Genomic DNA, 26,792 nt, shown 5'->3' on the forward strand with positions numbered 1-26,792 from the left:
ACGAAAGATCGCGCGAGGGATAATCAAAGATTACGATATCACAGATTACGACAAGGAGCAGCTTTACGAAAGGCTGAAGCCGCTTGCCGAGGCTGCGGCCTTGAGCAAAGACGGCACAGACGCGCAGTGGGAGAGAATACGCGAATATGCGCGCGCAGTTGCGCGGGACGTGGGCGAGAATGCGCTTGTCCCTTCGGAAGATGCGGAGTATATGCGTGAGACGTATCACGAGATGCGCGGCTTTTTAAAGGGTACGCGCGTGCTCAATCCGTGGGCTATAGACCCGAACAACGAAAAGGCGACAAAGCGGAACAAGGAATTGCGCGACTATTACCGAAAGAAGCTATTCGGCACATTGACGCTTACGAGCGACCCTTCCGACGTTACGGATTTAGGCGTGGTATACAGAGAGCTTACAGAGCGTTTCGGCGAGGGATTTTTCCCGTCTGACAAAACGAACAGCGAAGATATGTTGATAAAAATATCCGACGTGCTCGACGACCTTAAATCTGTTGCGCGCAAGACGGCAGGCGAGGACGGGGGAAGCCGATACGATGACTTTTATGAAGCGATAGCGCAAGACATAATAGGGCGCATAGCAGACGTGCGCGAGGATCCGACGTTTGCGGATAAGAAGGCGGCAGAGAAAGCAGCGGCAGTTGCAAAAGAGCGTGAACGCGCAAAAGAGCGCGTAAATAAGCTGGTAGCCAAGGAGCGCAAAAGGCGCGAGGCCGCCGTTTCAAAGCTGAAAGACAAATATAAGGCGAAAACGGCAGAGGCGCGGGAACTAAAAAACTTACCTCCGTCTCGTTATCTTATAATAAAAGATCGCAAAATGTTTTCGCAAAAATCAAGCTTAAAGCTAATAATTGTATTTAATAGTAATTGACGCATTCAATGACATATTATATAATTCTAATATACAATTATTTCAAAAAACAAGGAGGCGTAAACTAATGAAAGATTTTAAAGGAAAAGTGGCATTGATAACCGGTTCGGGCAACGGAATAGGCGCGCAGCTCGCGCGCGATGCGGCGGCTCGCGGAATGAAAGTAGTCGTAGTCGATATCCACGGCGACGATGCGAAAAAGGTCTGCGATGAATTGAAGGCGACGGGCGCCGAGGCCGTATGCGTACAGGCTGACGTAACGCTTCCCGAAGATTGCGAAAAAGCGTTCAAAGCGGCGATAGATGCATTCGGATGCGTAGATCTGCTTATAAACGACGCAGGCGTCACCGTATCGGGCGACGCATGGCAGCTTCCGGTGCGCGACGTAAAATGGATCATGGAGACGAACGTCGAGGCTCATATATATATGCTGAGAGCCGTAGTACCGCATATGCTTGAAAAGAAGACCGAAAGCTATATCGTGAACGTGGCGTCAATCGCGGGCCTTTTGTCCACCGCGTCGGGCGCGCTGTATCATACGACGAAATATGCGGCCGTAGGTCTTGCCGAATACCTCTATAAGCGCATGAAGGCGCTTAATGCAAATATCGGCGTATCCGTATTCTGTCCCGGATTTATTTCCACGGAAATGTACAATACGAACAGACACCGCCCCGAACGATTCGCAATGGGCGACGACCCGTATTATAAGCAGGACTGGTACCTTGAGGAGCTTAAGATAAATAAATCCTTCCTTGACGCAGGTATGGAGGTAAGCGAGGCGACGAAGCGCGTGTGGAACGCAATAGAAAAAGAAGAGTTTTATATTCTTCTCGATGAAAGATACGACGCGCTGCTTGCCAACAAGGGTACGGCGATAGTTGACAGAATGCAGCCGGCAGACCTTTTACGCGGCCAGGTGGCAAAACAAAAAACGGAATAAAACAAGCGGCAGCGCCGCAGGCCACCAAAAAGCCTGCGGCGCTTTTTTCTTTGCATTCGGCGCGTTTATGCCTGCGAGGCCATTTATATGGACAAGGAAAGCGGGGCATGGTATCATCAAAATATAACGACCACGGGAGAATGACAGCAAAATGAAAAAGTATCTGCCTTCGATAATCGTTCTTTGTATATTTGAAGCCGTTGCCGTAATACTTTGGCTTGCAAGGGACAATATATTCTATCTTTTTAATTTTACATACATAGGCGGCTGCATCGCGGCGGGAATTGCCATGTTTGCAAAGAAGAAACCGCACGCGCGCCGCTTCGTTCAGTTCGCGGTGGGGCTGTATATGCTCGTTTATCTCGGATTCATCTGCCGCGAGAATATGCAGATAGAGGGCTTTTGGTACTATCTCTTTTTGGGCGTATTCGAGGCGGCGACAATACATTACGCCGTGGCAAAAATTTTCGGACCGCTCCTCTTCGGGCGCGGCTGGTGCGGCTACGCCTGCTGGACTGCCATGATACTCGATCTTATGCCGTATAAAGCGCCTGCCGGGCCGCGAAAAAAGCTTGGATTTATAAAATATGTCGTATTCGCGCTCTCTCTTTTATTCGTTGGCGGCCTGTTTTTATCACATGCGGCCGATATCGAAGATATAATGTTTTATCTGTTCATCGCAGGAAACGCCGCATATTATGCAGTCGGCATAATTCTTGCTTTTGCGTTTAAAGACAACCGCGCGTTTTGTAAATATATATGTCCCGTTGCCGTTTTCTTAAAGCCTATGAGCTATTTTTCCGTGATACGCATACGGTGCGATGAAGAAAAATGCATAAAATGCGGCAAATGCCTGAAGGTCTGCCCTATGGACGTAGAGATGAATATAGACTCGCGCAATCGAAAGAACGCGACCGACTGCATACTCTGCCAGGAATGCGTAAAGTCCTGCCCCGCACGGGCGCTTCATTGAACGGTCGTATTGTGCTTTGCAGCCGTATATGGTACAATATGCTTATAATATAAAGACGGGAGTGATCGCCAATGAAAAAGGCAGTAATAATCGTATCGTGCGTCGCAGTTCTTTTGGCAGCACTTTTGATCTATCAACAGATAGATGCGTCGCATTACAAAAAATATAAGAATATAATTTCGCAGGACGAGGTCGAACAGATACTGTTCGGACAGCCCGTCTCCACCGAGCGGGAGGGCGAGTACAGAATAGGCATAAAATGTTCCGATGACGGTGATTTTCACGCGGTGCTTACGATATATCAGGCGAAAAGCGGCAAGTATGAGCCCGTTTTCACATGCCCCGCCGTTATCGGTAAGAACGGCCCCGGAAAGCAGGCCGAGGGCGACGTGAAAACGCCGCTCGGAACGTGGGTGATTGGCGAGGCCTACGGCATAAAGGACGACCCGGGCAGCCTCGTGCCGTACACGAAGGTGACGGACGACATGTACTGGTGCTCAAGCGGACTCAACGGCAAAAGGTACAACACGCTCGTATATAAGAGCGAGAATCCCGACGCCGACTATTCGGAGGACGAGCATCTTATAGACTACCCCGTGGTCTATGAATACCTGCTCGATTTGGGCTATAACGCGGCGGGCGCGCCTTTCGCCGGAAACGCGATATTCCTTCACTGCTGGCGCGGCGAGGACAGCCCCACGGGCGGCTGCGTTGCAATATCCGAGGAAAATATGGTCACGGTCTTAAGAACGGTAACGCCTGGAACTACGGTCACGATATATTGACAGAACGACTCGTTTTAAGCGTCGGAGAGTAAATACACTTTGCTCTTCGGCGCTTTTTATATTAACGGCTTACCGCCGCATATCAAGTGAAATTTTTTTCTCGAAAAGTATTGACAACGTAAAATCTCAGTGATAAAATACAAAACATATAAAACATATAGGCAATATAGACTATGGAGGCGTGACATGAACATAAACGAAAGGGCAGGGGAAATACCCCGCCGCGTAATAACAGGTACCGACCGAATGTGTTGACTGCACGGACAAAAGCAGCATCATGATCGTTTAATATAAATACTTTTCGGGAGGTAAATAAAATGTCAAATAAAAAATACAGATTTGAAACTTTACAGCTTCACGTTGGACAGGAAAAGGCCGACGCAGTGACAGACGCGCGCGCCGTACCGATATATGCAAGCTCGTCTTACGTATTCCATAATTCGCAGCACGCGGCCGACAGATTTGGGCTTAGAGACCCCGGCAATATATATTCGAGACTTACAAATCCGACGCAGGGCATATTTGAAGAGAGAATAGCCGCTCTTGAGGGCGGTGTGGCCGCTCTTGCAACGGCGTCCGGCGCTGCGGCCGTATCGTATGCGCTGCAGGCGCTCGCGCGTTCGGGCGAAAATATCGTAGCGTCGAAAACGATATACGGCGGCACGTATAATCTGCTTGCACACACCCTGCCGCTCACATCGAATATTACGACCACGTTCGTTGATCCTGACGTCAAAGGCTCGTTTGAAGCGGCAATAAACGATAAGACGAAGGCGATATTTATAGAGTCGCTCGGCAATCCCAATTCCAACGTCATAGACATAGAGGAGCTTGCGAAGACTGCGCACGCTCATAAGATTCCGCTTGTTATTGACAGCACCTTCGCAACGCCGTATTTATTAAGACCGATAGAGTACGGCGCGGACGTAGTCGTACACAGTGCGACGAAGTTCATCGGCGGCCACGGCACAGCGATAGGCGGCGTTATCGTTGATTCGGGAAAATTCGACTGGAAAGAGTCGGGCAAATATCCGTGGATATCCGAAGCGAACCCGTCGTATCACGGACTGAGCTTTGCCGATGCGGTAGGCCCTGCGGCTTTCGTAACGTACATACGAGCGATCCTTTTAAGAGACACGGGCGCAACGCAGTCGCCGTTCCACTCGTTCATATTCCTGCAGGGGCTTGAAACGCTGTCCTTGAGAATCGAGCGCCACGTTGAAAACGCGCTGAAGATAGTCGAGTACTTAAACGCACATCCGAAGGTCGCGGCCGTGCATCATCCGTCGCTTGAAAGCGAGCCGAGCCACGAAGTTTACAAAAAATACTTCCCGAACGGCGGCGGGTCGATATTCACGTTCGAGATAAAGGGCGGGGAAGAGGAAGCGAAGACCTTTATCGACAACCTTGCTATATTCTCGCTTCTCGCGAACGTGGCCGACGTAAAATCGCTTGTAATACATCCGGCGTCTACGACGCATTCTCAGCTTTCGCCGGAGGAGCTTTTAGACCAGGGCATAAAGCCCAACACGATACGCCTTTCTATTGGCACGGAGCACGTGCTCGATCTTATCGACGCGCTTGAAGACGCATTTAACGCCGTAAAATAGAATGGATCTCCACCTCCAATTATAGAACATAAGAATAGAAACGCCCGAAACCCGGGCGTTTCTATTTTTATATGCCTATCGTTTTATTCATGCTGCCGGTCTTATATCCGCCCAAGTCAAGCGTTACGTAGATAAATCCGAGCGATTTAAAGAAGGCGTCTATATTTTTCGCCGTATCGCGGGATAATATTTTATCAAATTCAGAAGGGTCTATCTCGATCCGCGCCGTGTCGTTATGCATACGGACGCGCACCTGCGTAAAGCCGCGCTCGAATAAAAAGGTTTCGGCCTCTTCAATTTTCAAAAGCTTTTCCCTCGTTATCGTTTCGCCGTAAACAAAACGCGACGCAAGGCAGGCAAACGAAGGCTTTCGCCACGTTTCAAGCCCAAGCTCTTTTGAAAGGGCGCGTATTTCGCCCTTTGATAGACCGGCGTCAAGGAGCGGACTCTTTACGCCAAGCTCTTTTACAGCGGCGCGGCCGGGGCGGTAGTCGCCCTCATCGTCCGTGTTTGAGCCTTCCAGAACATTTGTCGTACCAAGCTTTGCCGCTTCGTCCTTCATTCTTATAAAAAGCTCGCGCTTGCATATATAGCATCTGTCGGGAGGATTGTCTTTAAATCCCGGTATTTTAAGCGAGTCTACGTCTATTATTATCTGCTTTATGCCTTCGCGCGAACAGAAAGACGCGGACCCGCCGGTCTCGCGCGCAGGGAAAAGCGGCGAACGCACTGTAATCGCAGTCACGTTTTCACCGAGAACGTCGTGCGCGGCCTTTAAAAGAAAGGTCGAGTCTACGCCGCCCGAAAAAGCGACGGCGGCGCTTTTCATGCTTATAAGATCCTCTTTAAGGATATCGTATTTTCGGTGCAGTCTGTCCATAAAAGCTCCTATAATTTTTCAAGCGCCGCTCTTAGGTCGGAAATGCTCATATTTTTCTCTTTTGCAATTCGCGCAAGGTCGTCGTATTCGTATTTGCGCCTTTCGACGCCATAGCCTTGGGAGAGCTTAAAGCGCACTTCACCGAACGGCGTGTCAAGTGTTTCAAAGGTTCGCTCCAAAACGAAGCGGCGCACGGACGTTTCTCTTACGCCTATGGTCGAGGTGTACTTAAAAATAAGCTTTACTATCGCGTCTCTGTCGCATTCGCGGCAGAGAACGGAAAGCACCGTTGCGGGGCGAGACTTTTTCATAACTGCGGGCACGGCGTAAACGTCGAGCGCGCCGCCCTCAAACAGGCGCTCAAAGGCAAAGCCTATATCCTCCGGCGTCATGTCGTCAAGGTTGCAGGAAAGCTCGATAACCTCTTTGCGCCTATCCTCGCTTTCGCCAAAGAACGCTCTTACGCAGTTTGCGGCTTCAAAATCCTTTGTACCCATGCCGTATCCGGTCTTGAGCATCTTCATTACGGGCATATCTCCGAAGCGCGCGGCAAAATGCCTGAGTAACGCGGCGCCCGTGGGAGTACAAAGCTCACCCTTGATACTGCCGCCGTAGATAGGCGTGTCTTTTAAAATATAAGCCGTCGCCGGCGCGGGTACGGGCAGAATGCCGTGAGCGCATCTTACATGACCGCTTCCGACGTGGATTGGAGAGACGATCACTTCATCCGGAGAAAGCTCGTTCATAAGAAGGCATACTGCCGTTACGTCGGCAACTGCGTCCATCGTTCCTACCTCGTGGAAATGGATATCGCTTACGGGGACGCCGTGGACGTGGCTTTCGGCCTCTGCGATAAGCGAATAAACTGCCAAAGCGTCGCTTTTTACTTTATCGGGAATATCGAGGCCGCCGATAATTTGCTTTATGTCTTCAATGCCGCTGTGCGAATGGCTGTGGGCGTGAGAATGGCCGTGAGCGTGCGTATGTTCAGTTCTTCGAGCGCGGACGCGAACATGTGTATGCTCGTGCGCGTTAAGCGCGTCGGCCAAGCCTTCGCTTTCGCCGTTTATCGTGACCTTAATATGCGTGCCCTGCACGCCGCATTTTACGGAAGGCGATTTTATGAACTTAACGCCCGCAACGGCGAGAGAATTGAGCCTTTCAACAAAGGCGTCGGGGTCGGGGAGAAGTTCGATAAGCGCCGCAGTAAGCATATCGCCAGCCGCGCCCATGGAGCATTCGAGATATAATGTCTTCATATTTTCGCCTCCACGTGATTTATCATGCTTGCAATGTATCCCGCGCCGAAGCCGTTGTCGATATTAACTACGGATACGCCGCTCGAGCAGGAGTTGAGCATCGAAAGAAGCGCGGAGATACCTCCAAACGACGCGCCGTATCCCACGCTCGTGGGTACGGCTATAACGGGGCAGTCGGCAAGACCGCCTATAACGCTTGCAAGCGCGCCCTCCATGCCGGCCACGGCGATTATCACGGTCGCCTGCATAATATCCTTGTTATGCGACAAAAGCCTGTGAAGGCCGGAAACGCCCACGTCGTAAAGGCGCGTTACCTTGTTGCCGAGCGCTTCGGCAGTGATCGCGGCTTCCTCGGCTGCGGGAATGTCGCTCGTGCCGCCGGTGGCAACTACAATAGTGCCGACGCCGTCGGGCTTTGGCTTTCCGCCGATAAGTCCGACTTTTGAGTCTTCGCTGTAATCCATCGCATGAGCCTTGCCTACTTCGGCTGCAGCGTCTTTTGAGAGGCGCGTTATTATAATGCGCGCCTGTCCGTTTTTCTTCATCGTATCAATTATGCCTATGATCTGTTCGGGAGTTTTTCCGGCCCCGTATATCACTTCAGACGCTCCTTGGCGAACCTTCCGGTGAAGATCAACCTTTGCGAAGCCTATGTCGGCATAAGGCTCGGTTTTTAATAAAAGCAGCGCTTCTTCTACGGACATTTTACCGCTTTTAACAGCCTCTAAAATGTTTTTCGTATCGTTTTTCATGTTTCCTCCAAAAGAGAATGATTTTTAATAAAGCGGCTCCGCAAAGAGCGGACCCGCTTTATAGTTAATTTTTGCTTTTTAAAAGTGCGGCCTTAAGAACGCCTTTCGGATCTTTAATAAGCAGAACTGCGAGCCATATAACGAGGCCGAGCGCAGTAACGCAAAGACCCAAGTAGAAATCGTTGAGCATATCGCCTGCGGCGGGAGTAAAATAATCCGCGCGAAGCTCGGCGTATTCAAATAAAGCGTCAACTAGCCACATTATCGAAGCGCCCCAGTAAATAAAGCAGAGTATATTTACCTTCATTTTGTCTTCCGGCGCGTTTTTATACCATATCACCGTTGAAATAACGGCGGCAAAAACAGTAACAAGTAAAGTCATGCGCTCACTCAACCTTTCGCTGAATCGTCAAACGCGGCTTTCTTTTCTATTGCAGAGGAAACAGCTACCATGCCCAGCCATACGACGGTTACAAATACAGCCATAAGAACGCCTGCCGTAGCCATTTCTTTAAGCATATCGGCAGTATCCTGAGGATTGCCTACAGCCGTAAGGAAAGGAAACCACGGCGTGACCTCTCCGTGCCAAATATGTTCAAATGCCAAAAGCGCACTGCCTCCCCAAAGCATCTTAGAAAGCCAGCCGAGCTTTCTTGAGAAGGGGATTTTTGAAGCGGCTTTTTCAAGAGAAGAATGATTTTCATTTTTCAATTCCTTTTTCTTTATGGCGCGCGATGCGATCGTGGTTATAACAGCTTCTGCTGCCGGTACAATAAAGCAAGCCATTTTATTATCCTCCTGTCATATTTGAAAAAGTATGGACCTCATTATTCCTTTATAAAATAATTATATCGCATATGGTATTTTGTGTCAAGCACAGCCGGCAAGAGTAGTATTTTTACTTTATAGGATTCAGCGCGCAAAGAGAAAACTCGGCGCAGTTTAAGATGTTCGCTTATAGGACGCCTTTTTGTTACAAAAGGGTGGAAATCCATTATTGAAAATGATATAATTATTAAAATAATGTCATAAGCTCGGCCTATGTAAACAAAATCGCAAATGGCGCAAGGTCGGTCGAGAAGAAGTTTTTTTAAAGCGCTGCCATAAAGCGGGGCTGCTTATAAGAAAACGGAGATCAAAGGTATAAGTACGAACGAACAAAGCGGACAGATAAAACTTGACGGGATATGCTTGTTTAGGCTATCAAATGCAAGAATCGATTTTGATCGCAGACGAAGAAAAAAGAAGCCGATAAGCAGAAAGGTTTCAAGCTATGGAATATGTTTTGATACATACAATGATATACCTGGGCGCGGCATTGATGGCGTGGAATATTTTTCAGTACGTTCGTTTTTCCAAGAGTGTGAGCAAACGCGGCGACTGGAAGAAAGAGGCGAACATTTTAAGGCTTCCCATCATTCTGCTCGTCCTGTTTTTGTGTGGATATCTGGCCGTTGGGCTGTTCGGACAACCTGATTTTGTCGTAGCGGGCATTTTATTGGGCGGAAGCGTATTCGTGTTTGTAATTCTTATCCTTATACAGCGTATTTCGGACAGGATACAGCAGCACGGAAAGCTTAAGGCTGAGATGGAAGCGGCAAAAAAGGCAAGTGAAGCAAAGACACGCTTTCTGTCGAATATGAGCCATGACCTTCGCACGCCTCTCAACGCTATCATCGGATACACTGCTATCGCGAATCGTGAAGAGACATCGCTTTCGGAAACAAAGGGCTATCTTAAGAAAATTGAGACGGCAGGTATTCAGCTGCTTGATACGATAAACGATGTTCTTGAAATGAGCCGCATTGAAAGCGGTAAGCTGGAGCTCGAGCCTGAGCGGATATGTCTGGAAGAAACGCTTTCGCAGCTTGAGGGATTGTTCGCCCCGCAGATGGAGAACAAAAACATAAACTTTATAAGGCTTTGGGAGCATAAAAAGACATGGGTCATGTGCGACAAAAGTCAGCTTAGCAGGTCGCTTATGAATCTTCTGAGCAATGCCTGCAAGTTTACTCCAAAGGGCGGCAGCGTCACTCTTTCCATGCGGCAGGTCGAAAAGAAGGACGACACCGTAGTTTGCGAGTTTATTGTTTCCGATACCGGCATAGGAATGAGCCCGGAATTTGTAAAAAACATATTTAAACCCTTTGAGCGTGAACGCACAAGCACAGTAAGCAAAACACAGGGCACAGGTCTCGGTATGGCGATCACAAAGAGCTTTGTTGATAAAATGGGCGGCGTCATAGATGTAAAAACAAAGCAGGGCGAGGGGACCATGATCACGATGCGGCTTATGTTTCCGCTTGCCGCTGCGCCCGAGAACGACGCAACTAAGCCAGAGGGAACGCGCCCCGATTTTTCGGGGATACGCCTGCTTTTGGCCGAGGATAACCCCGTAAATCAGGAGATCGCGCAAATGCTTCTATCGCATGAAGGTTTCGTTATCGACTGCGTAAGCGACGGAAAGGCCGCCGTTGACACAGTGACGCAGGCAAGCCCGGGTACATATGCCGCAGTGCTTATGGACATTCAAATGCCAATAATGGACGGCTATGCCGCCGCCCGTGCCATTCGGGCGCTCGACGATCCGGCGCGGGCAAACATACCGATCATCGCAATGACAGCCGACGCTTTTAAGGAGGATCAAAAGGCGGCCGAGGAAGCCGGTATGCAGGGGCATATAGCAAAGCCTCTGGATACGGATAAAATGATCGATACGCTGAGAACGGTTCTAAAACTGTAGGATATAAAAAAGATAAGCTTTTTTACGCAGATTTTTATAAATCAGCAAAAATACAGACGTTCGGCATATGCAGGATGTCGCCCGTCTTGAGATCTGACAATGCATCAAAAGCATGATCGGGTAGGATCAAAAAAACATATATGGGAGAATTTTATGTATGTAAAGCAGAAATATTTAAAAAACGGCGGTCTTATTTTTCTCGTTACACTGCTCGGAATGACAGGCCCGCTTTCAACGGACATGTATATGCCGTCGCTTCCGAATATGGCGCATCAGTTCGACACTACGGCGATAATCGTAAATTTGACTCTCGTGGTATTTTTTCTCTTTATGTCGGTGGGTATGCTCTTTTTCGGCCCGTTAAGCGATAGACACGGCCGAAAGAAGATACTGCTCACGGCGCTTTGCATATACGTTGCGAGCAGTATACTGTGCGCCTGTGCGATGAACGCGTATTTTCTGATACTCGTGCGCGCAACGCAGGGGCTTGGCGGCGGGGGAATGGCGTCGATGTCCGTTGCTATAATAAAAGACTCGTTCGAGGCCGAGCGCCGCGCGATGGCGCTGGCAGTAGTTCAGAGCATGACCGTACTCGCGCCCATAATCGCGCCCGTGATCGGCGCAATGATAGTAAAATTCGCAATATGGCGCGTAGTCTTCGTAGTGCTTGCGGGCATAGCCTCGGTAGGAATAATAACCACGCTGCTTTTCCAGGAATCAATACACGATGATGAACGAAACGAGGGCGGCGTTTTAAAGTCGCTCGGAAGGATCTTCGTCGTCGCGAAGAACATAAACTTCACGCCGTATCTTCTGTCGGTATCGCTTTATTTCGCGCCCTTCATGGCGTACCTTGCGATAGCGTCGTACACGTATATTGATTACTTCGGACTCAGCGAAACGATGTTCAGCGTATTCTTTGCCGCGAACGCGGGTCTCGGAGTGCTCGGGCCGATGATATTTTTGCGTCTGAACGGGAAGGTCTCGCAAAGGCTGCTTATGCGTATTGCCGTGAGCGTCGGCATCGTCATATCGATACTTTTGTTCTTTGTGGGCAATAAGTCGCCGATAGCTTTTCTATGCTGCATGATACCGTTTTCTATGTCAAACAGCTTCCTTCGCCCGCTTTCGACGAATATACTGCTCGACCAGCAAAAGGGCGACACGGGCTCGGCGTCGGCGCTTCTAAACTTTTCAAACGTGCTGTTCGGCAGCATCGGCATGTTCATAGGCTCGCTTCCCTGGAGCAATTATGTTTTGGGACTGAGCATTACGATGCTTTGCTTCGCCGTCGCATCCTCGACTGTGTGGACGATAGTTTCTCGTTCAAAAAAGATAAATATGCATATAACATAAAGAATCAAGCGCGGGACGGCGGCTCCCGCGCTTCCTTGTTTTTTGGAAATTTATTAAGCTTTGTTTCGCTCTTGAAATTTTATATGTCAAAAAGTATAATATGAACGTGATTTCAAATGCGAAAAGGGGGAGAAAGCCGTGTCAGAGAAAACAAAACAGAACATATCTCTTTCGGTAATGTTCTCCTCTGCGATCTTTTTGCAGTTATGCATACTCAGTACGGCTAATCATGCGGGCGAGGGTTATCTTCCCGTCGATCAGCGCGAATATGTATATTATGCTCTCCAGATATTCGTGCTCTTCGGCTTCTTTGCATATGCCGCTATGCGCGCGGCAGTAAAAGATGAGCGTGCGGGAAAGGGCATAACGGCTTTTGTTTTGTGCGTCTTTTTTGCAGGCGCCGCCGTAATGCTTTTTTCGGAAAGCTCGGGATCTTATATTATCGTAACGTATGCAACTATGCTTTGTCTGGGATTTTGGTGCGGTGCGCTGTATGAGCGAATGAGCGTTCTTGCGGCCTCGAAAGCAGAGGTCGCAAAGATCATGGGCATAGGATACGGCGCAGCCGTAGCTCTCCAGTTCCTGCTGCAGCTTCAATGGGGTACAACGCCTTTTTTGACGCCCGTTATGCTTTTAGCATTTGTTTTTACGGCTTTAATGCTTCTTAAAACGCCGAAGAACGCCAAAATATCATCCCAAAATACAGGTGTGCAAAAGATCTCGAAAAAGCATATCCTGTTTTCGTGTATTATTGCTGCGGCGTTATTGTTATTCGCAAACTTCTATAACGGATATATCCACCATCTGCAAATAGTTTCGGGATATACTGATTTCAATGTTTACACATGGCCGCGTCTCATCCTTATACCGTGCTATCTTTTCTTCGCGCTTATAGGCGACAGGGGAAACGGAAGAATAGTGCAGGTGGCCGCGCTCTGCATAGCGCTTGCGGCTCTGCTTAACAGCGTGCTTACTTCCAATGCCGACGCTTATCGCCTTAACATGTGTCTGTTTTACTGCGGGATAGCCGGAGCTGTATCGTATTATAACTTGACATTCTGGCGGCTTGCCCAGAGAACGAAGCATCCGGCGCTGTGGGCGTCTATGGGACGTGTGATCGACAGTGCGATAGTGCTTATAGGCGGCGCAGTCCATCTTTCTTCGCTGCCCGATTTTGCCGTGCTGAGCGTAGACATTGCCATGCTTGCGTTGATAATAATCCTAATGGCCTTCGGCGGCGGAAAACGAATGTCGGCGGAAGCTCTCACGGAGCCTTCATTGTCAAGCAGCGGCGCCGTGGCTTTAAATAATATGCCCCAAGACGTTTTTGATTTGATAAAAGAGCGATATACCTTGACACAGCGCGAAACGGACGTTTTTCGCGAGCTCGTGCTTACCGAGGACAAGCAGACGGTCATAGGTGAGCGGCTTTCTATTCGTCCGCGAACGGTGCAGCTTTACGTTACCGCGCTTTATCAAAAAACGGGCGCGTCGACGCGCGCGGGACTTACCGACATTTACCACGAGACGATGAGCGGCCGTTGACGGCGCGTTCTTAAAAATCGGTAAAATCTGCCTCCTCTTTTTGCGAAAGAGGGGGCTTTTTTGCGCTTTTTTTGCGGAACTGCGTATTTCCGCAGTATACAAATTGTATGTTTCCAAGGTAATATATACTCGAATAACTATATACTTTTCATAAATTCACGAAAAAACGAAGAGGAGGAAGGGAAATGAAGAACGGAAAGCTTAAACGGACGCTGGCGACGGCGATCGCGGCGGCGATGTGCCTTGTGCTCTTGCCGATGACGGCGTTCGCGGGGTACACAGAGCCCGAGGCGTTCTATTACGACCTTGTGAGCCATAGCGATTATTCGTACAGCGGCACCCTTTACAGGGACTCGAACGGAGACATTAAATTCAGCTTCTCCGGCGGCCTCGGGGAGGGGTATAAGATAAACTCCGTTTATCTCGTTACGAACGGCGCCCACATAAGGACGGGTACGGTATTCGAGAACGGCCAAATCCCCGCCGGTGCGACCGGCGGATACGAGGGCGTGCCGGGCGATATCATGTATAACGGCCTGTGGATAGAGGATATAACGCTCTCGGGCATTGAGCCCGGCTTATATCAGACGGAGTTCGTCACGAACAAGGGCAGCTTCTTTACGACCGACTTTACCGACGAATGGCATACCGCCGTCGGCACGGTCGAGGTCGTTGACGGCGTGCCCGCGCCGCCGCGCCCCGTGCTCACCTTAAGCGGCCTGCCCGAGAGCGGCCGCGTGGGCGAAAGCTATGCGGGAACGGCGACGGCGGTCGCGCAGAGCGGCGGCACGATCACGTATTCGATGGACGGCCCCTCGTGGCTTAAGCTCGATAATAATACCGGCATGATAAGCGGCGTGCCCAAAAAAGCGGGCGTTTATGCCGTAAGCGTGAGCGCGGCCGAGAGAGTCGGCGACGTGACCGTTTTAAGCGAGACCTTATCGCGCACGATAACGGTGGTCGACCCGAAGCTTACGTTCACGTTCGACAAGGGCCTTAACGCCGACCTTACGAATATGCTTACCGTAAAGAAGAACGGCGCCGCGGTGGCAGAATACTATTTATGGCCCGTGCCCGAAGCGGGCGGCGCCTTTACGATGGCAAGTCCCGGCGCGGGCGATTATACCGCGACCGTGACCGGCTCGTATTATACTTCGCAGGGGACGAAGACTTATACATACGCCGAAGCGGCGTTCACGGCAAACGACGGGGAGAGTAAGACCGTTTCCCTTACCGTTTCGCCCGCGGAAATGCGCTGCGTATCGCCCGTTACGAACGTGTGGAACGGCGTCTTTGAGTGGTACGACGGGCCCGACCCCGATACCGCAAATCTCGTAAGCGAGGGCAACAGTCTCGTGTGCGGCACGGACCTTTTCGTGCGCGCAGTGCCCTGCGGCGATAAAGCCGTCTTTTATCTCCCGTCCGGTATGGCCGCGACCGACACCGAGCATCCCGATCTTACGATGCCCGAGAGACCGACGTATACCGTGACCGCGAAGCTCTGCGACGAAAGGGGCGTACCCTTAGGCGGACGCATGACGGTGACCGTTACGGCGGAAAACGGAAAGAGCCGGACCTTTACGGGCAGCACTCCCGGGTACACCTCGACCACCACGGGAGAGATAAGCATCGGAGGCGTTCCCATGGGGGACGACCTTAACGTGACCGCCGTGCTTTCATCGAACAGCACGCGGTATCTTTCGAGGAGCATGACGCTCTCGGCTCCCGGGTCGGGCGATACGCTCGCGCTCGGAAACACGGCGCTTCGGTTGAGGCAGGGATATATTACGCTGGACGGCAGCACCCTTTACAACTCAAGCTGCCGTATCACAAAGAGCGACGGCGCCGTTGTCCCCGCGTCCGCGGCCGCCGTTTGGGACACCGCGAACAGGGATTACAGGATTTATTTTGAGGATATCGATTCTTTGAGCGCGGGCGAAACGCTGAACGTTTCGCTTAGCACCGGCTCAAGCTACGCGAACGAAAAGGTAACGCTCGACGCGGACAAGAACGCGGTGCTTTCGGACGCGACGTGGTATTACGGCACGTTTCTTCGCCTCAGGGGCTCCCTGCCCGTACAGCGCGCGTACTATTACCGCATATTCAAGGGAGAAGAGCCCGCGAGCCGCTGGGAGCGCATTTCGCCTTATCACGTAAGCGGCGACAGCAATCTCTTTTCCTGCTCGACGAATATTCTGATGACGGGTAATTATACCGTGCTTTTAACGAGCTATGAGGCGTACCCCTACGCCGCGGCCGCGGAGACGCTGACCGAGGCGAAGAACTCGCTCGACGCGGCGGGCACGGGGCTTTACATTCAGTCGGAGCCCTTAACGCTCGTCGACAGCACGGAGACTTACGAGACCCGCGAGGTGGACCTGGGCGAGCTTCCGAACACGTACCCGAGAGCGAGACTCCTTGAGGCGTCCGCGTCCGGGCTTACGCTTCAGGCCGACGACGCGATCGCGTCGGTGCGCGTAACGGTGCAGCCGAAGGATCCCGCGCCGTACAGGCGGTGCACGGTAAGGCTTGTCACGAACCAGATGAGCGGCACGGACTCCTCGTCGGCGCTTATATTGAACGGCAGCGTGTACATTAACGGCATACGCGCTGGAAGCGAGGTCAAGTGGACCACGGGCGGAGCCGATCAAAGCTCGTTCAAAGGTATTTACGAAATAGACGTCCCCGACGTAAACGTATACGGCGGCTGGCCCCTTACGGTGAAGTGGCAGAGCTACCGCTCGAACTACGAGAAGGTGACCGCCGTGGCGCTTGTGCGCCTTGACGGCGGCGGAGAGGATTACGTAGGCGAGGGCGCGGTAAATACGCCCGCCGTGAGCGTCTACGCGCCCGAGACCGTATCGGGTACCGCGGTATCCGTATACGGCACCGCGCCGAGGCGCTCGAAGGTGATCGTAACGGTCGACGGAGCGGCGGCGGCCGAGGCCTATACGGGCTCGGGCAACAAGTATACCGCCATACTCGATTTAGGCGACCCATTTAGCTGGGAGGAGCATCAGATCGGCGCGACCGTTACGGTGGACGGGATAACGTACACCGCGGCTCCGCAGACCGTAACGTACACGCCGTCCCTTCCCGCCCTCGATAAGATACAGGTGTCGAATTACGCGGGCTACCTTGAGACGCTCTGGGACAACGGATGGTATACGGAAAGCGGATACTGGTACTATCTGCCGCAGAAACCTGTAAGATACTATCTCACCTTTGAAAGCGGCGGAAGCACCGTGACCGAAAGCGGCGCCGTGGAGGACGTTATTGTCCATCTGCCGCGAAGCGACGGCGACGCTTTGCTTACGGCAAAGTACGACAGCGGACTCGGCGCGTGGGTAACGCCCGATTATTACTGCGGGAACAATCCGCCCTCGGGCGTTTGGGTGGAATATACGCCAAAGCCCGTAACTCAGGCGGCCGACCCCGGCGCATCTTCGATAGAGCTTGACTATACGCCGAAGGCGCCCGTTCATCTCCTTACGAACCATGACTTTGAAAAGCAGGAAAAGGCGGAGGCCGAGAACTACGGCTACTGGGCCGACTTTATGAGCGAGGGCATAGACTGCGGCGCCGAGGGCGTTATCACCTACGACGACGTAAAGAGCAAGCTCGGCGCGCAGGGCATAACGCTTACCGGAAAGAACGGCGAGCACGCCCGCGAGATGCAGATGAAGGCGGACGAGGCGACGTTCACCGTGACGAACGAATCGACGCCCGGCATGATAGACGACGTGAACCGCGCGAACCGCGAGTTCGGCACGCTTTTTGACAAATTCACGGGAAAGAGCGAAAGCGAGCTTAAGAATCTTTCCTGCTTTGCCGACGACGACGGCGAGAACATAACGTATCCGTATATAGACGACTACCAGTATACGCGGCTCTCGTCCGTGGACGGCGTTCCAACGGCGGTGATAATCCGCCGCGCGACGAGCCCGAATTATACGCTGTGGACGCGCACGACGATAACGCCCTCGACGTATACGGAGGAGTCGTGGAATACGAAGAACGGCAATACCGCGAAGCTTACTTATAAAAGAAGCGAGCCCTTCGACGTATCGGAGGGCTGGAATACCTCGACCAGGTGCTACGTCGCGCTGATACGGTGGCTCAACGCGTTCGAGATGCTCGACGCGCTCATCGGCGGCGGCGAGGCGGGATATATCGACACCGACCTGCCCGCGGCGGCTCATACGGCGGGACTTGAAGGCGGCGAAGCGACGGCCGTGCTTCAGAAGACGCTGCCCGGCGGCGTTCATCTGTCGGGCGACGCGAAAACGGCCTTTTATCAGATGATGGTGGCCTCCATCGAGCAGAACATCGCGCTCGACCCGGGCGGCTTCAACGGCCCGCGCTGGGAGAAGCTTGAGCTTGCGCGCGGCGAGCTCGGCGGCGGTATGCTCAACAATATGCTGTGGAAGCGCGGCAAGGAGTTCTTAAAAGAGGTAAACAAGGCGAAGGACGACGCCATCACGTCGAACGGCGCGTTCATAAACGACCTCGTCGGCGCGGGCGTCGAAACGGCCTGCAAAAAGTACGTAAAGGGCCAGATAGAGGGCGCGTACTACTCGAATTACTGGGGCTGGATCTTCGACAACAAGAAGACGCGCCAGAAGGAGCTTCAGACGATGAAGGACGACTGGGACAGACTCAACAAGGCGCTTGACGAGATAGAGGCAGGCGGCTGGAAGGTGGACAGAAGCCTTATGCCGCCCGACCCGATGCCGCCCGAGCTTGACAAGGATAAGGACAAGGAAGCCGCGGGAGGCGGCGGAGGCGGCAACACGGCGAAGCCGCCCGAAAGCTCCGACACGTCGGGCCCCGGCAGCAGCGGCACGGGACTGCCCGCCGATCCGAACTCCAATCCCGGCGGCGGCGCTCCCGGAAGCGGCGGAGGCGGCGGCGCACCCGTAACGCCCGGTACGCCCGTAACGCCCGGCACGCCCAGCACCCCCGGCGGCCCCTCGGGCCCCGGCACCCCGCCCGGACAGCCCCCCTCGACTCCCGGAACTCCGCCGATAGAGATACCCGAGCTCTTCCCGCCCGTTATAACGCAGCCCGTACCGACTACGCGCAAGCCCGTAATCGATCCCTCGGGCATTGTGTACGAGGGCGTAAAGAGCAACCGCGTCGCGGGCGTTTCGGCCGTTATCCATACGGTATCCGACAGCGGAGAGCGCACGCCGTGGTACGCGGAGGAATACGACCAGATTAACCCCTACGTGACCGATGAGAACGGCTTCTATCAGTGGATGGTGCCCGAGGGCAAGTGGTCCGTGACCTTCATGAAGGACGGCTACGAGGATTATACGACGTCCGGCGGCGACGGATACGGCGCGGCACAGGCGGCGGGAACGTGGTATATGCCCGTTGCTCCCGAGCAGCTCGACGTAAATATAAACCTCCGGCGCATCGACCGTCCCGAGGTCGTATCCGCGACGGCGACGACCGAGGGCGTGTATATCGTGTTCAGCCAGTATATGGACGTAAATACGCTTACGGCCGATAAGTTCACGGTAATCATAGACGGCGCGAACGCGGCTCTTACGAATGCGGATATTGAGTTCGCAGACGCCGAAGAGGAGGGCGGCGCCGCGTTCGCAAGCGAGATAATGCTCGCACGCGACATCCCCGCGGACGCAAAGGTGAGCCTTACGGTCGACAAGTCCGCCGCAAGCTATACGGGCAAGACGATGAACGAAAGCTTCATGATGACGGACGCGGCCGTTTCGACGATTCCGAAGACGGCGGCGCCGACGCTCTCGCCGAACGGCGGCTGCGTTGCGGCGAACTCGCCGGTGGAGATTTCCGCGGCAGGAGGCGCGAAGATCTATTACACGACCGACGGCAGTACGCCGACGCGCGAAAGCGCGCTTTACAGCGGCCCCGTTTCGGTCACCGCGAATATGACGGTAAGGGCCGTTGCCGTGTGCCCCGGCTGCGAATTGAGCGACGTCTCGTCGGGCACGTTCACGCTGTCCGAGACCGTTTCCGACAGCGTGACCGACGAAAGGACGGGCGAGACGCTGTCGTACGCGTACGCGGGCGGCACGGTGACCCTGTCGGGCGACGTTTCGGCGTCCGCGCCCGTATACGTCGGCGTATACGATAAATCCGGGAAGATGATCTCGGTCGATATCGTTACCGCGCCCGGCACGGCCGACGTAAGCGGCGGCGATACGGCGAAGCTGATATGGCTCGACAGGTCGGGCTTTATCGCAAAGGTGAAATGTGTACGGATAAACGTAAAATAAGCTAAGACTTTCAAAAAAGGGCCGCCCGCGGGCGGCCCTTTTTTCGCTTTGGCAGGACTTTTTTTCGGCGGCACGGCAAAATTTTCGCGCTTCCCGCAAAACTGCGTATTTACGCAGTATACAAAACGCGCGTTTTCGGTGTATTATATAATCGAAGTATTATATATTCGCGCGGACGGCCCGAAACCGGAGGGCGGGCGCGAAAAAACGCATTTGACGCGGACTTTTTTTACGGGACGCGGGAGATATAAGGAGGAAGGCTTATGAAAAACAAGAAGTTCATGCGCACGCTGTCGATGATAGTCGCGATAGCCATGTGCCTTACGATACTGCCTGCGGTGGCGCTGGCCGGAAGTCAGGACTGGCTTGAAGCAAGCTTCTACGACAACAACCGAATGGAGAGTTATGGCTACGGAACTGTAGACGGCAATCTCACCTTAAATGAGGCAGGGGAGGCCAAGCTGTCCGTTTCCGGTTTTTTCAGTGTTTCGCAGAACTGCACCATAAAAGAGGTGTGGCTTGTGGACAGTGAGACAAAAGCCAACAAGTATAATCTCTTGACGCCTTCATACGGCGGAGAGAACGAATGTCAGGTATTTCAGGGCGACGGCGACTGGGGCGTTGATATCTGGATACAGAACATAACGATACCGAACGCCCAGAAGGGCGACTACCGCCTTAAAGTCGTCACCTCGAACGGGACGTATATTTCCGACGAATATGAAGACGAGTATTACCACACTGACGGCATAGTACATATTACGGACGAGATAGCGACGGTGATTTCGATAACTACGGAGACGCTTCCCGCGGGATTTGCCAAGGTCGCTTATAACGAAATGCTTCGCGGATCATATGTAAGCTCTTGGTCGGCTGTCGGTTTGCCCGAAGGTCTTTCGCTTGACGCCGCTTCGGGCGCGATAAGCGGAACGCCCGCCGAGGACGGCACGTACAGCGTTACAGTTACTGCGACTGACAGCAAGGGCGAAAGCGTTTCAAAGACGTTTACGCTCGAAATAAAGCCTGCGCCTAAGTATACCGTTACTTACAGGCTTAACGGAGCAGCCGATTATACCGGCGCATACGACCCCGTAACAGTTGAGGCGGGCACGAGGATAAAGCTTCCCGCCGCGCCGCAGCGCGGGGGATATACCTTCGAGGGCTGGGGCTACGGAAGCAAGATCTATCAGCCCGGCGACAGATATACCGTAAAGGGCAGCATAAACTTTATCGCCCGCTGGTCGGAAAAGCCTGCCGTAACCGCAGTTGTGCCGGATTCTTTAAAAGACCTGCCCGGATATATGTGGATCCAGGCATATTTCGGAGACTCGGGAAGCTATTACATGGTTTCTGTTTCAGAAGGCGTTGCAACGCTTTCATCGTGGTATTTCTCCGACGGCAGGACATTTTCAAAGCTTGAGCTTTACGCTTACGTAAACGGCGAACGCACCATTATAGGCGAATATAACGGCGAAGTAAGCGACGACTCCGGCGAGATCGCGCTTACGTCAAAGGGGCTTTCGCTTGCCGCATTGAACGATTTTAACGTAGTTGGGCTTACGCGCCCCGAGGATTACCGCGGATACTCCGGAAGCCTCTATATGAAAGACGGCGAGCGCCTTTATACGCCGTGCATCGTAACGAGCGATTTTTCTCAGAGCGGCAAAGTTACGCTTTCCATCACGCCTAACCGCGACTCGGAAAACTACGCGGCATACGACTGGGACAATAAAGAGGGATATACGTATTCGTTTGACGCCGCGTCGGGCGTGCTTAACGTCACGGTGCCGAAGATCGCTCCTCCGTCTGCCAATGTAAGCGGCACGGTGACGGTCGCGGGAGTCGGCAAGCGTTTGGCCGGCGTAAAAGTCGTGGCGTCGCAGAATTATAAGAATATGTACCGCACATGTTCGGCCGTGACGGACGAAAACGGCGCATTTTCGCTTTCGCTTTATCCCGGCGTAAGCGCTTACGTACAAGTATATTCGGGCGAAAGCAATCTCAGTCTTTATTCGGGATACAACATAGATTCGCCCTCGAACGGCGCTGAATATGACATTAAGGTAAACTCCGTAAATCTTAAAACGAATATGAAAATACAGGCGAAAGAGGGCAATGAGGACGTACTTAAAAAATATTTCAACACCGGCGCTCACATAGTAAACATAACGATAAGCGGAGGAGGCAATACCGATAAAGCTTCAATGGGTGTGCACGTCTACTCCGACGCGATGTTTATGAGTTCAACGGACACCTTGAACCGTACGGCCGCCGAGGACAGCGTGACTGTTTCCGTAAGCTCCGATGCATTCGAGCCTACGGCGGCTGTGACGGCTGACGTATCGACCTCGCGCGGCGAAGCGTCGTTTACGCTCGTGCCGAGGCCGGGCGTGGTGGTAGACCTTAAAGCCGCGTTCACCGTTCCCGCCGTTTTGGCGTGGTACGACGCTTCGGGAGCATTCATAGATAAAAGCACGGCCTTTTCCCTGACAAGTTACAAAAGAACGTTTGCGTTTACAGCTCCGTCGGGGGCGGGCAGCTACAAAATCGCTCTCGTGCCCGGCGCGTATGAAAGCTATCTTAACGACGAGACGGGCTTTGACGCCCTTCCCGAGACCATAAAGACGTGGAGCGTAACGCTCGAGGCGGGAACGATAACCGAGCTTGAAGGCGTGACCGCCGACGAGCGCGCGACAAATAACGCCGTTTACGTTACTAAGCCCGGCTCAACGCTTTATGCAAGCCAGGAGAGCTTCTCGAGCGCAGGCGAGCTTGTGGCCTTCTCGGGCGAGATAGGTCTTGACAGCGGCATAAACGACGGCAGACTTACGAGTCTCAGGCTGCGTACCGGCGTTCGCGACCGCGATCATGGCTGGACCTGCTATAACAGCGCTCCCGTACAGGCGATCGTAATAAACGGTGAAGATTATACCGACAAGCTGTCGTATGCTTATCACACCGACTCATATCGTATGAGCGGCATCGATATAGAGCTGCCGTGCGAATATACGATATACTGCATCCCCGGAAGCCTTGAACTCGATATGGACGTAACGCTTTCGGCAGATGTTAATTATAACGGCGGCAGTACGAGACAGTATTATCAGCTTATAGGCAATGCCATAGTAAAGCGGCCGGGCGCATATCTCGATACGCTTTCGACTTACGTGAACCGCGATACCGTGATGGTATCGGGACGCGCGCTGCCAAACGAAGAAGTAACGGTATTTGACAACGGCGCGGGCGCGGGCAAGGCTGTGGCCGACAGATGGGGCGACTGGACGGCGGAAGTAACTCTTACCGACGTAAGTGACACTGGATCTACGGTGCATATCCTCACCTCGCTTTCCGCATCGGGCGAAGAAAGCGACGAGCTTTGGGTATTCCACAATCCAGAGGGCCCGCAGCTTACAAGCTTTACGATGACGTGGACGGAGCATGTCACTAAGACTATCAACGTGGGCGAGCCGTACAACTTCTACGGCAGCTCGATGCGCGACGTATCGTTTGACGCCGTGTTCGACAACCCCGACGCGCTTGAAATAATGAGCGAGTGGGGAGAGGACGTAAAGGCCGTAACGAAGGTATTTACAAACGACGGCGAGATACGCTTCCTTCCGATGACGCAAAGCGGCGATACGTTCACCGGCACGGTAGATACGGCGCTCAGGGATTCGATAACGTACGCCGAGCTGATGTATATACCGAGGAGCGAACCCGAAGAGTGGGATGCTAACACCGTTGAGACGGTCGCATACGACCGCACGATGGACGCGTCGGAGATCGCGCCCGATACGGGAAGCGTGGAGGAGCTTACGTCAGAGGACGACTGGAGCGTTACGTTTGACGGCAACGTGCCCACCTTCAGCGGCAATGACGACGGCCTTGACGCTGCGGCGTTCGCTCGCGCGGCCGACGTCGCGGCACAGCGCGGACTTAAGCTCAACTATATAAGGATGAAGCACGACGTGAGCGGCGCGGATAACGGCACGATAGCGTGGCTCAACGCGATCCACAACGAGAGAATGGCCGACGAGGGCGAAGATACCCTGATATTTAACTTCAGCGGACAGCTTGCATCGGAGGCGGCTTTCAATAACGCGAAATCAAATATCCAAAAGATCGCCGAGGACACGCACGGCACCGAGAACGTACTGCCTTATCAGATAACCGACGACGCGGGCCATACGGTGTACCGCTATATCATAACGGACGCATGGCAGGAGGACGGAGAGATCGCATACTGCACGTACTTTATAAACGCGTCGTTCATGATCGACCGCTCCGACCCCTCTGATGTGTCGTATTACGTATTCATGACGGCACAGCTTACGAAGGACTTCTACGGTTATCTTATAAACTTAAACGAACCCAAGGCAGAGTTAAGAGAGAGCGATACCGAGGCTTCGCTTGCGTACGCCGAGTATTCGGAGGGGCAGAGCGGCCCCGCATACGGCTGGCCTCAGGAGCATACGTACGAGAACAATCCTCTCGAAGGATACGGTTCGGGTGAGCATACGCCCGATGAGTTCCACGGAGAATTCGATTTTGACGAACAGGAGAGCTATTATCAGCAGGAGAGTAATAGCGAATCGGCTCTGGGATATGGCAGTGCCGGCTTCGGTACGGCCGGCGTGGGCCCCTGCGGCACGATAGGCACGCTGCTCGGTCTGCCGGCGTGGGCGCAGGCAAATCAGCGCAGGGAGCGTTACAGAAACTACGTTAAGGACATGAAGCGCGAGATAAACGAAGTGCTTCCCAATAATCCGTGTTATCAGGCTCTCTCCGAGACGCAGCTTTCAACCTTCAAGGAGCAGCTCCACATATTCGAGACTACGTGCAACCGCTTTGATTTCAGCTCCGGCGCGGCCGAGCTTACCGACGTGGCAATAGTCGGCGCAAGCGTTTGGGGCGGCTTTGCAAAGCTTGGTTGGAAGGCAGGCGCAAAGCTTGCGCTCGGAAGCTTTGCCACGGGTACCGTTATAAACACGAGCTGCTCGAACGCAATGAGAGAGGTCGCAACAGAGTATGTAAAGACGTATAAAATGATAGACAGCATGTGCCGCGCGCGCGCGTCGCAGATGCGTGACCCGAACTGCAAGAAGGATGAAAAGTCCAGCTCAAGCAGCAGCAGCTCAACTCCGCGCACATCCGACGGAAAACCCACCCCGCAGAATAACGACCCCTCCGGCGTAGTTTACGAGGGCGTTATAGAAAATCCCGTTTCGGGCGCTCAGGTAACGCTTTACTACGCGGCCGACTCATACGGCAACATCGTTAAAGAAGCGACGACTACCGACTCCGCTACGGGCAGAAAGACGGGCACGGGCAATATCGAGTTCGGAAAGACGATAACCGGACTTAACGCGGCCGACGACGTGAGATTCTTAATGCCGCAGGAGGCTGTACAGATAACGGGCGAGGACGGACGCTTCGGCTGGGGCGTTCCCGAGGGACTTTGGTTCGTTTCCGCCGAATACGCGGGTCTGAGCGGCACGAGCGTAGGCGATACGGCGGCGACCGTGACCGTATCGGGAGTGACCCTGAACGGACTTAACGTGACTAAGCTGCTTCCGGTGCTCCCCGTACAGCTTGAGGTAAACATACCCATAGTTGACGAGACGGCGCCCGAGGTAGAGGACGTTTTATACACTAGCGAGGGCATTTACGTTACGTTCACGAAGTACATGGAGGATACGGCAAACGGCGCAGCCTCCGTACTGTACGCCGCAAACTACACTCTCTCAAATGACGGCGGCGACATAACGGGCTTCACCGTTGAAGCGGCCGTGCAGGGACATACGCCCGCAAATATAGCAGGCGAGGCAGTAAGAACGTACACCAAGACGGTACTCATCGCTCCCGCGTCGGGCAGCGCATTTGAGGGCGACGTAACGCTTAGTGTGGCGGGCACGGTAGAAAGCTACGCAGGCACGCCGATGGGTGAACAGTACACGGGCACCGGTACGGCGGCCGATAAAGAAAAGCTTGCGGCTCCCGTGCTCTCTCCCGCATCGGGAGAAGTTGAGCGCGGCAGCGCGGTAACGGTCACGGCGCCGGAGGGTGCGACCGTTTATTATACGACCGATGGCAGCACGCCCACTACCGAAAGCCCCGTTTGTGACGGTTCTATCGCGATAAAGGGCGACATGACGATAAAGGCGATAGCCGTAAAGGCGGGCTTTAACGACAGCGCAGTCGCATCCGGCACGTATACTACGCCAAAGACGCTTATTCGCACTCTGAGCGCGACCGTAAGATCTTCGGGCGGCGGCTCGGTAGAGGGACTTGAATTTACGTTTACGGGCAAGGATACGTTGGGCGGAAGCATAAACCGCACCGTCAAGGTAATGAACGGCAAATTAAGCATGATCGGCGTACCTGAAGGCACGTACACGCTCGCTTTTGCGGGAGACGACGATTTCTCCGCAAGCACGCAGAACGTGACCGTAGGCAGCAATCCCATAAGCCTTATGATTACGCTCGTAAAGAAGCCGTCTCAAAAGATCACGGTAACGGATACTGTTACCGGCGAGAAAATGTCGTATCTTTACGAAGGCGACAAGATAACGGTATCGGGCGTTGTTTCGACAGCAGCTCCCGTATACGTTGCCGTTTACGACAAGACCGGCAAGATGATCTCCGTTGATATACTGACGTCGCCGTCTTCGGCAGACGTGACCGGCGGAAACAGCGCAAAGCTCATTTGGCTCAACAAAGCGGGCTTTATCGCAAAAGTAAAATGCATTGAGATAAAATTAAAATAACGCAAAGCATAAAAGAGGCCCTTCCGA

At 53.1% G+C, this 26,792-nt stretch carries 15 protein-coding genes; 10 read left to right on the top strand and 5 right to left on the bottom strand.

Going from position 1 to position 26,792, the window contains the following annotated elements:
• From IJG50_07795 to IJG50_07815, 5 genes are all read left to right on the top strand, one after another.
• On the top strand, positions 1–889 hold an 889-nt coding region (locus tag IJG50_07795; protein ID MBQ3379745.1), incomplete at its 5' end, for a hypothetical protein.
• 67 nt (positions 890–956) lie between these two features.
• Complete coding sequence (locus IJG50_07800; GenBank protein MBQ3379746.1) at positions 957–1,832, top strand: SDR family NAD(P)-dependent oxidoreductase; 876 nt, start codon at positions 957–959, stop codon at positions 1,830–1,832.
• Between the two features lie 151 nt (positions 1,833–1,983).
• Positions 1,984–2,805, top strand: a complete 822-nt coding sequence (locus IJG50_07805; protein ID MBQ3379747.1) for a 4Fe-4S binding protein — start codon at positions 1,984–1,986, stop codon at positions 2,803–2,805.
• Positions 2,806–2,876: 71 nt separating this feature from the next.
• Complete coding sequence (locus IJG50_07810) at positions 2,877–3,590, top strand: L,D-transpeptidase family protein (protein ID MBQ3379748.1); 714 nt, start codon at positions 2,877–2,879, stop codon at positions 3,588–3,590.
• Positions 3,591–3,907: 317 nt separating this feature from the next.
• Positions 3,908–5,200: an O-acetylhomoserine aminocarboxypropyltransferase/cysteine synthase gene (locus IJG50_07815; GenBank protein MBQ3379749.1), complete on the top strand. Its 1,293-nt coding sequence runs from the start codon at positions 3,908–3,910 to the stop codon at positions 5,198–5,200.
• A gap of 67 nt (positions 5,201–5,267) precedes the next feature.
• On the opposite strand, the gene larE is transcribed toward IJG50_07815, so the two are convergent.
• The 5 genes from larE to IJG50_07840 form a co-directional block, all read right to left on the bottom strand.
• Positions 5,268–6,080: an ATP-dependent sacrificial sulfur transferase LarE gene (gene larE, locus IJG50_07820; GenBank protein ID MBQ3379750.1), complete on the bottom strand. Its 813-nt coding sequence runs from the start codon at positions 6,078–6,080 to the stop codon at positions 5,268–5,270.
• A gap of 8 nt (positions 6,081–6,088) precedes the next feature.
• Positions 6,089–7,339 carry a nickel pincer cofactor biosynthesis protein LarC gene (gene larC / locus IJG50_07825; protein ID MBQ3379751.1) on the bottom strand — a complete coding sequence of 417 codons (1,251 nt, stop codon included), beginning with the start codon at positions 7,337–7,339 and terminating at the stop codon, positions 6,089–6,091.
• The gene (gene larB / locus IJG50_07830; protein MBQ3379752.1) at positions 7,336–8,091 is read right to left on the bottom strand and encodes a nickel pincer cofactor biosynthesis protein LarB; all 756 of its coding nucleotides are present in this window, start codon (positions 8,089–8,091) and stop codon (positions 7,336–7,338) included. The genes larC and larB overlap by 4 nt, the downstream gene beginning before the upstream one ends.
• Before the next feature lie 64 nt (positions 8,092–8,155).
• Complete coding sequence (locus tag IJG50_07835; GenBank protein MBQ3379753.1) at positions 8,156–8,473, bottom strand: hypothetical protein; 318 nt, start codon at positions 8,471–8,473, stop codon at positions 8,156–8,158.
• 8 nt (positions 8,474–8,481) lie between these two features.
• Positions 8,482–8,877 carry a hypothetical protein gene (locus tag IJG50_07840; protein ID MBQ3379754.1) on the bottom strand — a complete coding sequence of 132 codons (396 nt, stop codon included), beginning with the start codon at positions 8,875–8,877 and terminating at the stop codon, positions 8,482–8,484.
• 535 nt (positions 8,878–9,412) lie between these two features.
• Between IJG50_07840 and IJG50_07845 the strand changes: the two genes are divergently transcribed.
• The 5 genes from IJG50_07845 (at position 9,413) to IJG50_07865 (ending at position 26,765) form a co-directional block, all read left to right on the top strand.
• Positions 9,413–10,834, top strand: a complete 1,422-nt coding sequence (locus tag IJG50_07845) for a response regulator (GenBank protein MBQ3379755.1) — start codon at positions 9,413–9,415, stop codon at positions 10,832–10,834.
• Between the two features lie 153 nt (positions 10,835–10,987).
• Positions 10,988–12,190 carry a multidrug effflux MFS transporter gene (locus IJG50_07850; GenBank protein MBQ3379756.1) on the top strand — a complete coding sequence of 401 codons (1,203 nt, stop codon included), beginning with the start codon at positions 10,988–10,990 and terminating at the stop codon, positions 12,188–12,190.
• Positions 12,191–12,328: 138 nt separating this feature from the next.
• Positions 12,329–13,735 (top strand): response regulator transcription factor, encoded by a 1,407-nt coding sequence (locus IJG50_07855; GenBank protein ID MBQ3379757.1) that lies wholly within the window; start codon positions 12,329–12,331, stop codon positions 13,733–13,735.
• Between the two features lie 185 nt (positions 13,736–13,920).
• Entirely contained in the window at positions 13,921–19,998 is a 6,078-nt protein-coding gene (locus tag IJG50_07860; GenBank protein ID MBQ3379758.1) for a chitobiase/beta-hexosaminidase C-terminal domain-containing protein, read from the top strand.
• A 263-nt stretch (positions 19,999–20,261) separates the two neighbouring features.
• On the top strand, positions 20,262–26,765 hold the full coding sequence (locus tag IJG50_07865) for a chitobiase/beta-hexosaminidase C-terminal domain-containing protein (protein MBQ3379759.1): 6,504 nt from the start codon (positions 20,262–20,264) through the stop codon (positions 26,763–26,765).
• Positions 26,766–26,792: the final 27 nt, after the last annotated feature.

The organism is Clostridia bacterium (genome assembly GCA_017405765.1).
GTDB lineage: Bacteria > Bacillota > Clostridia > Oscillospirales > RGIG577 > RGIG577.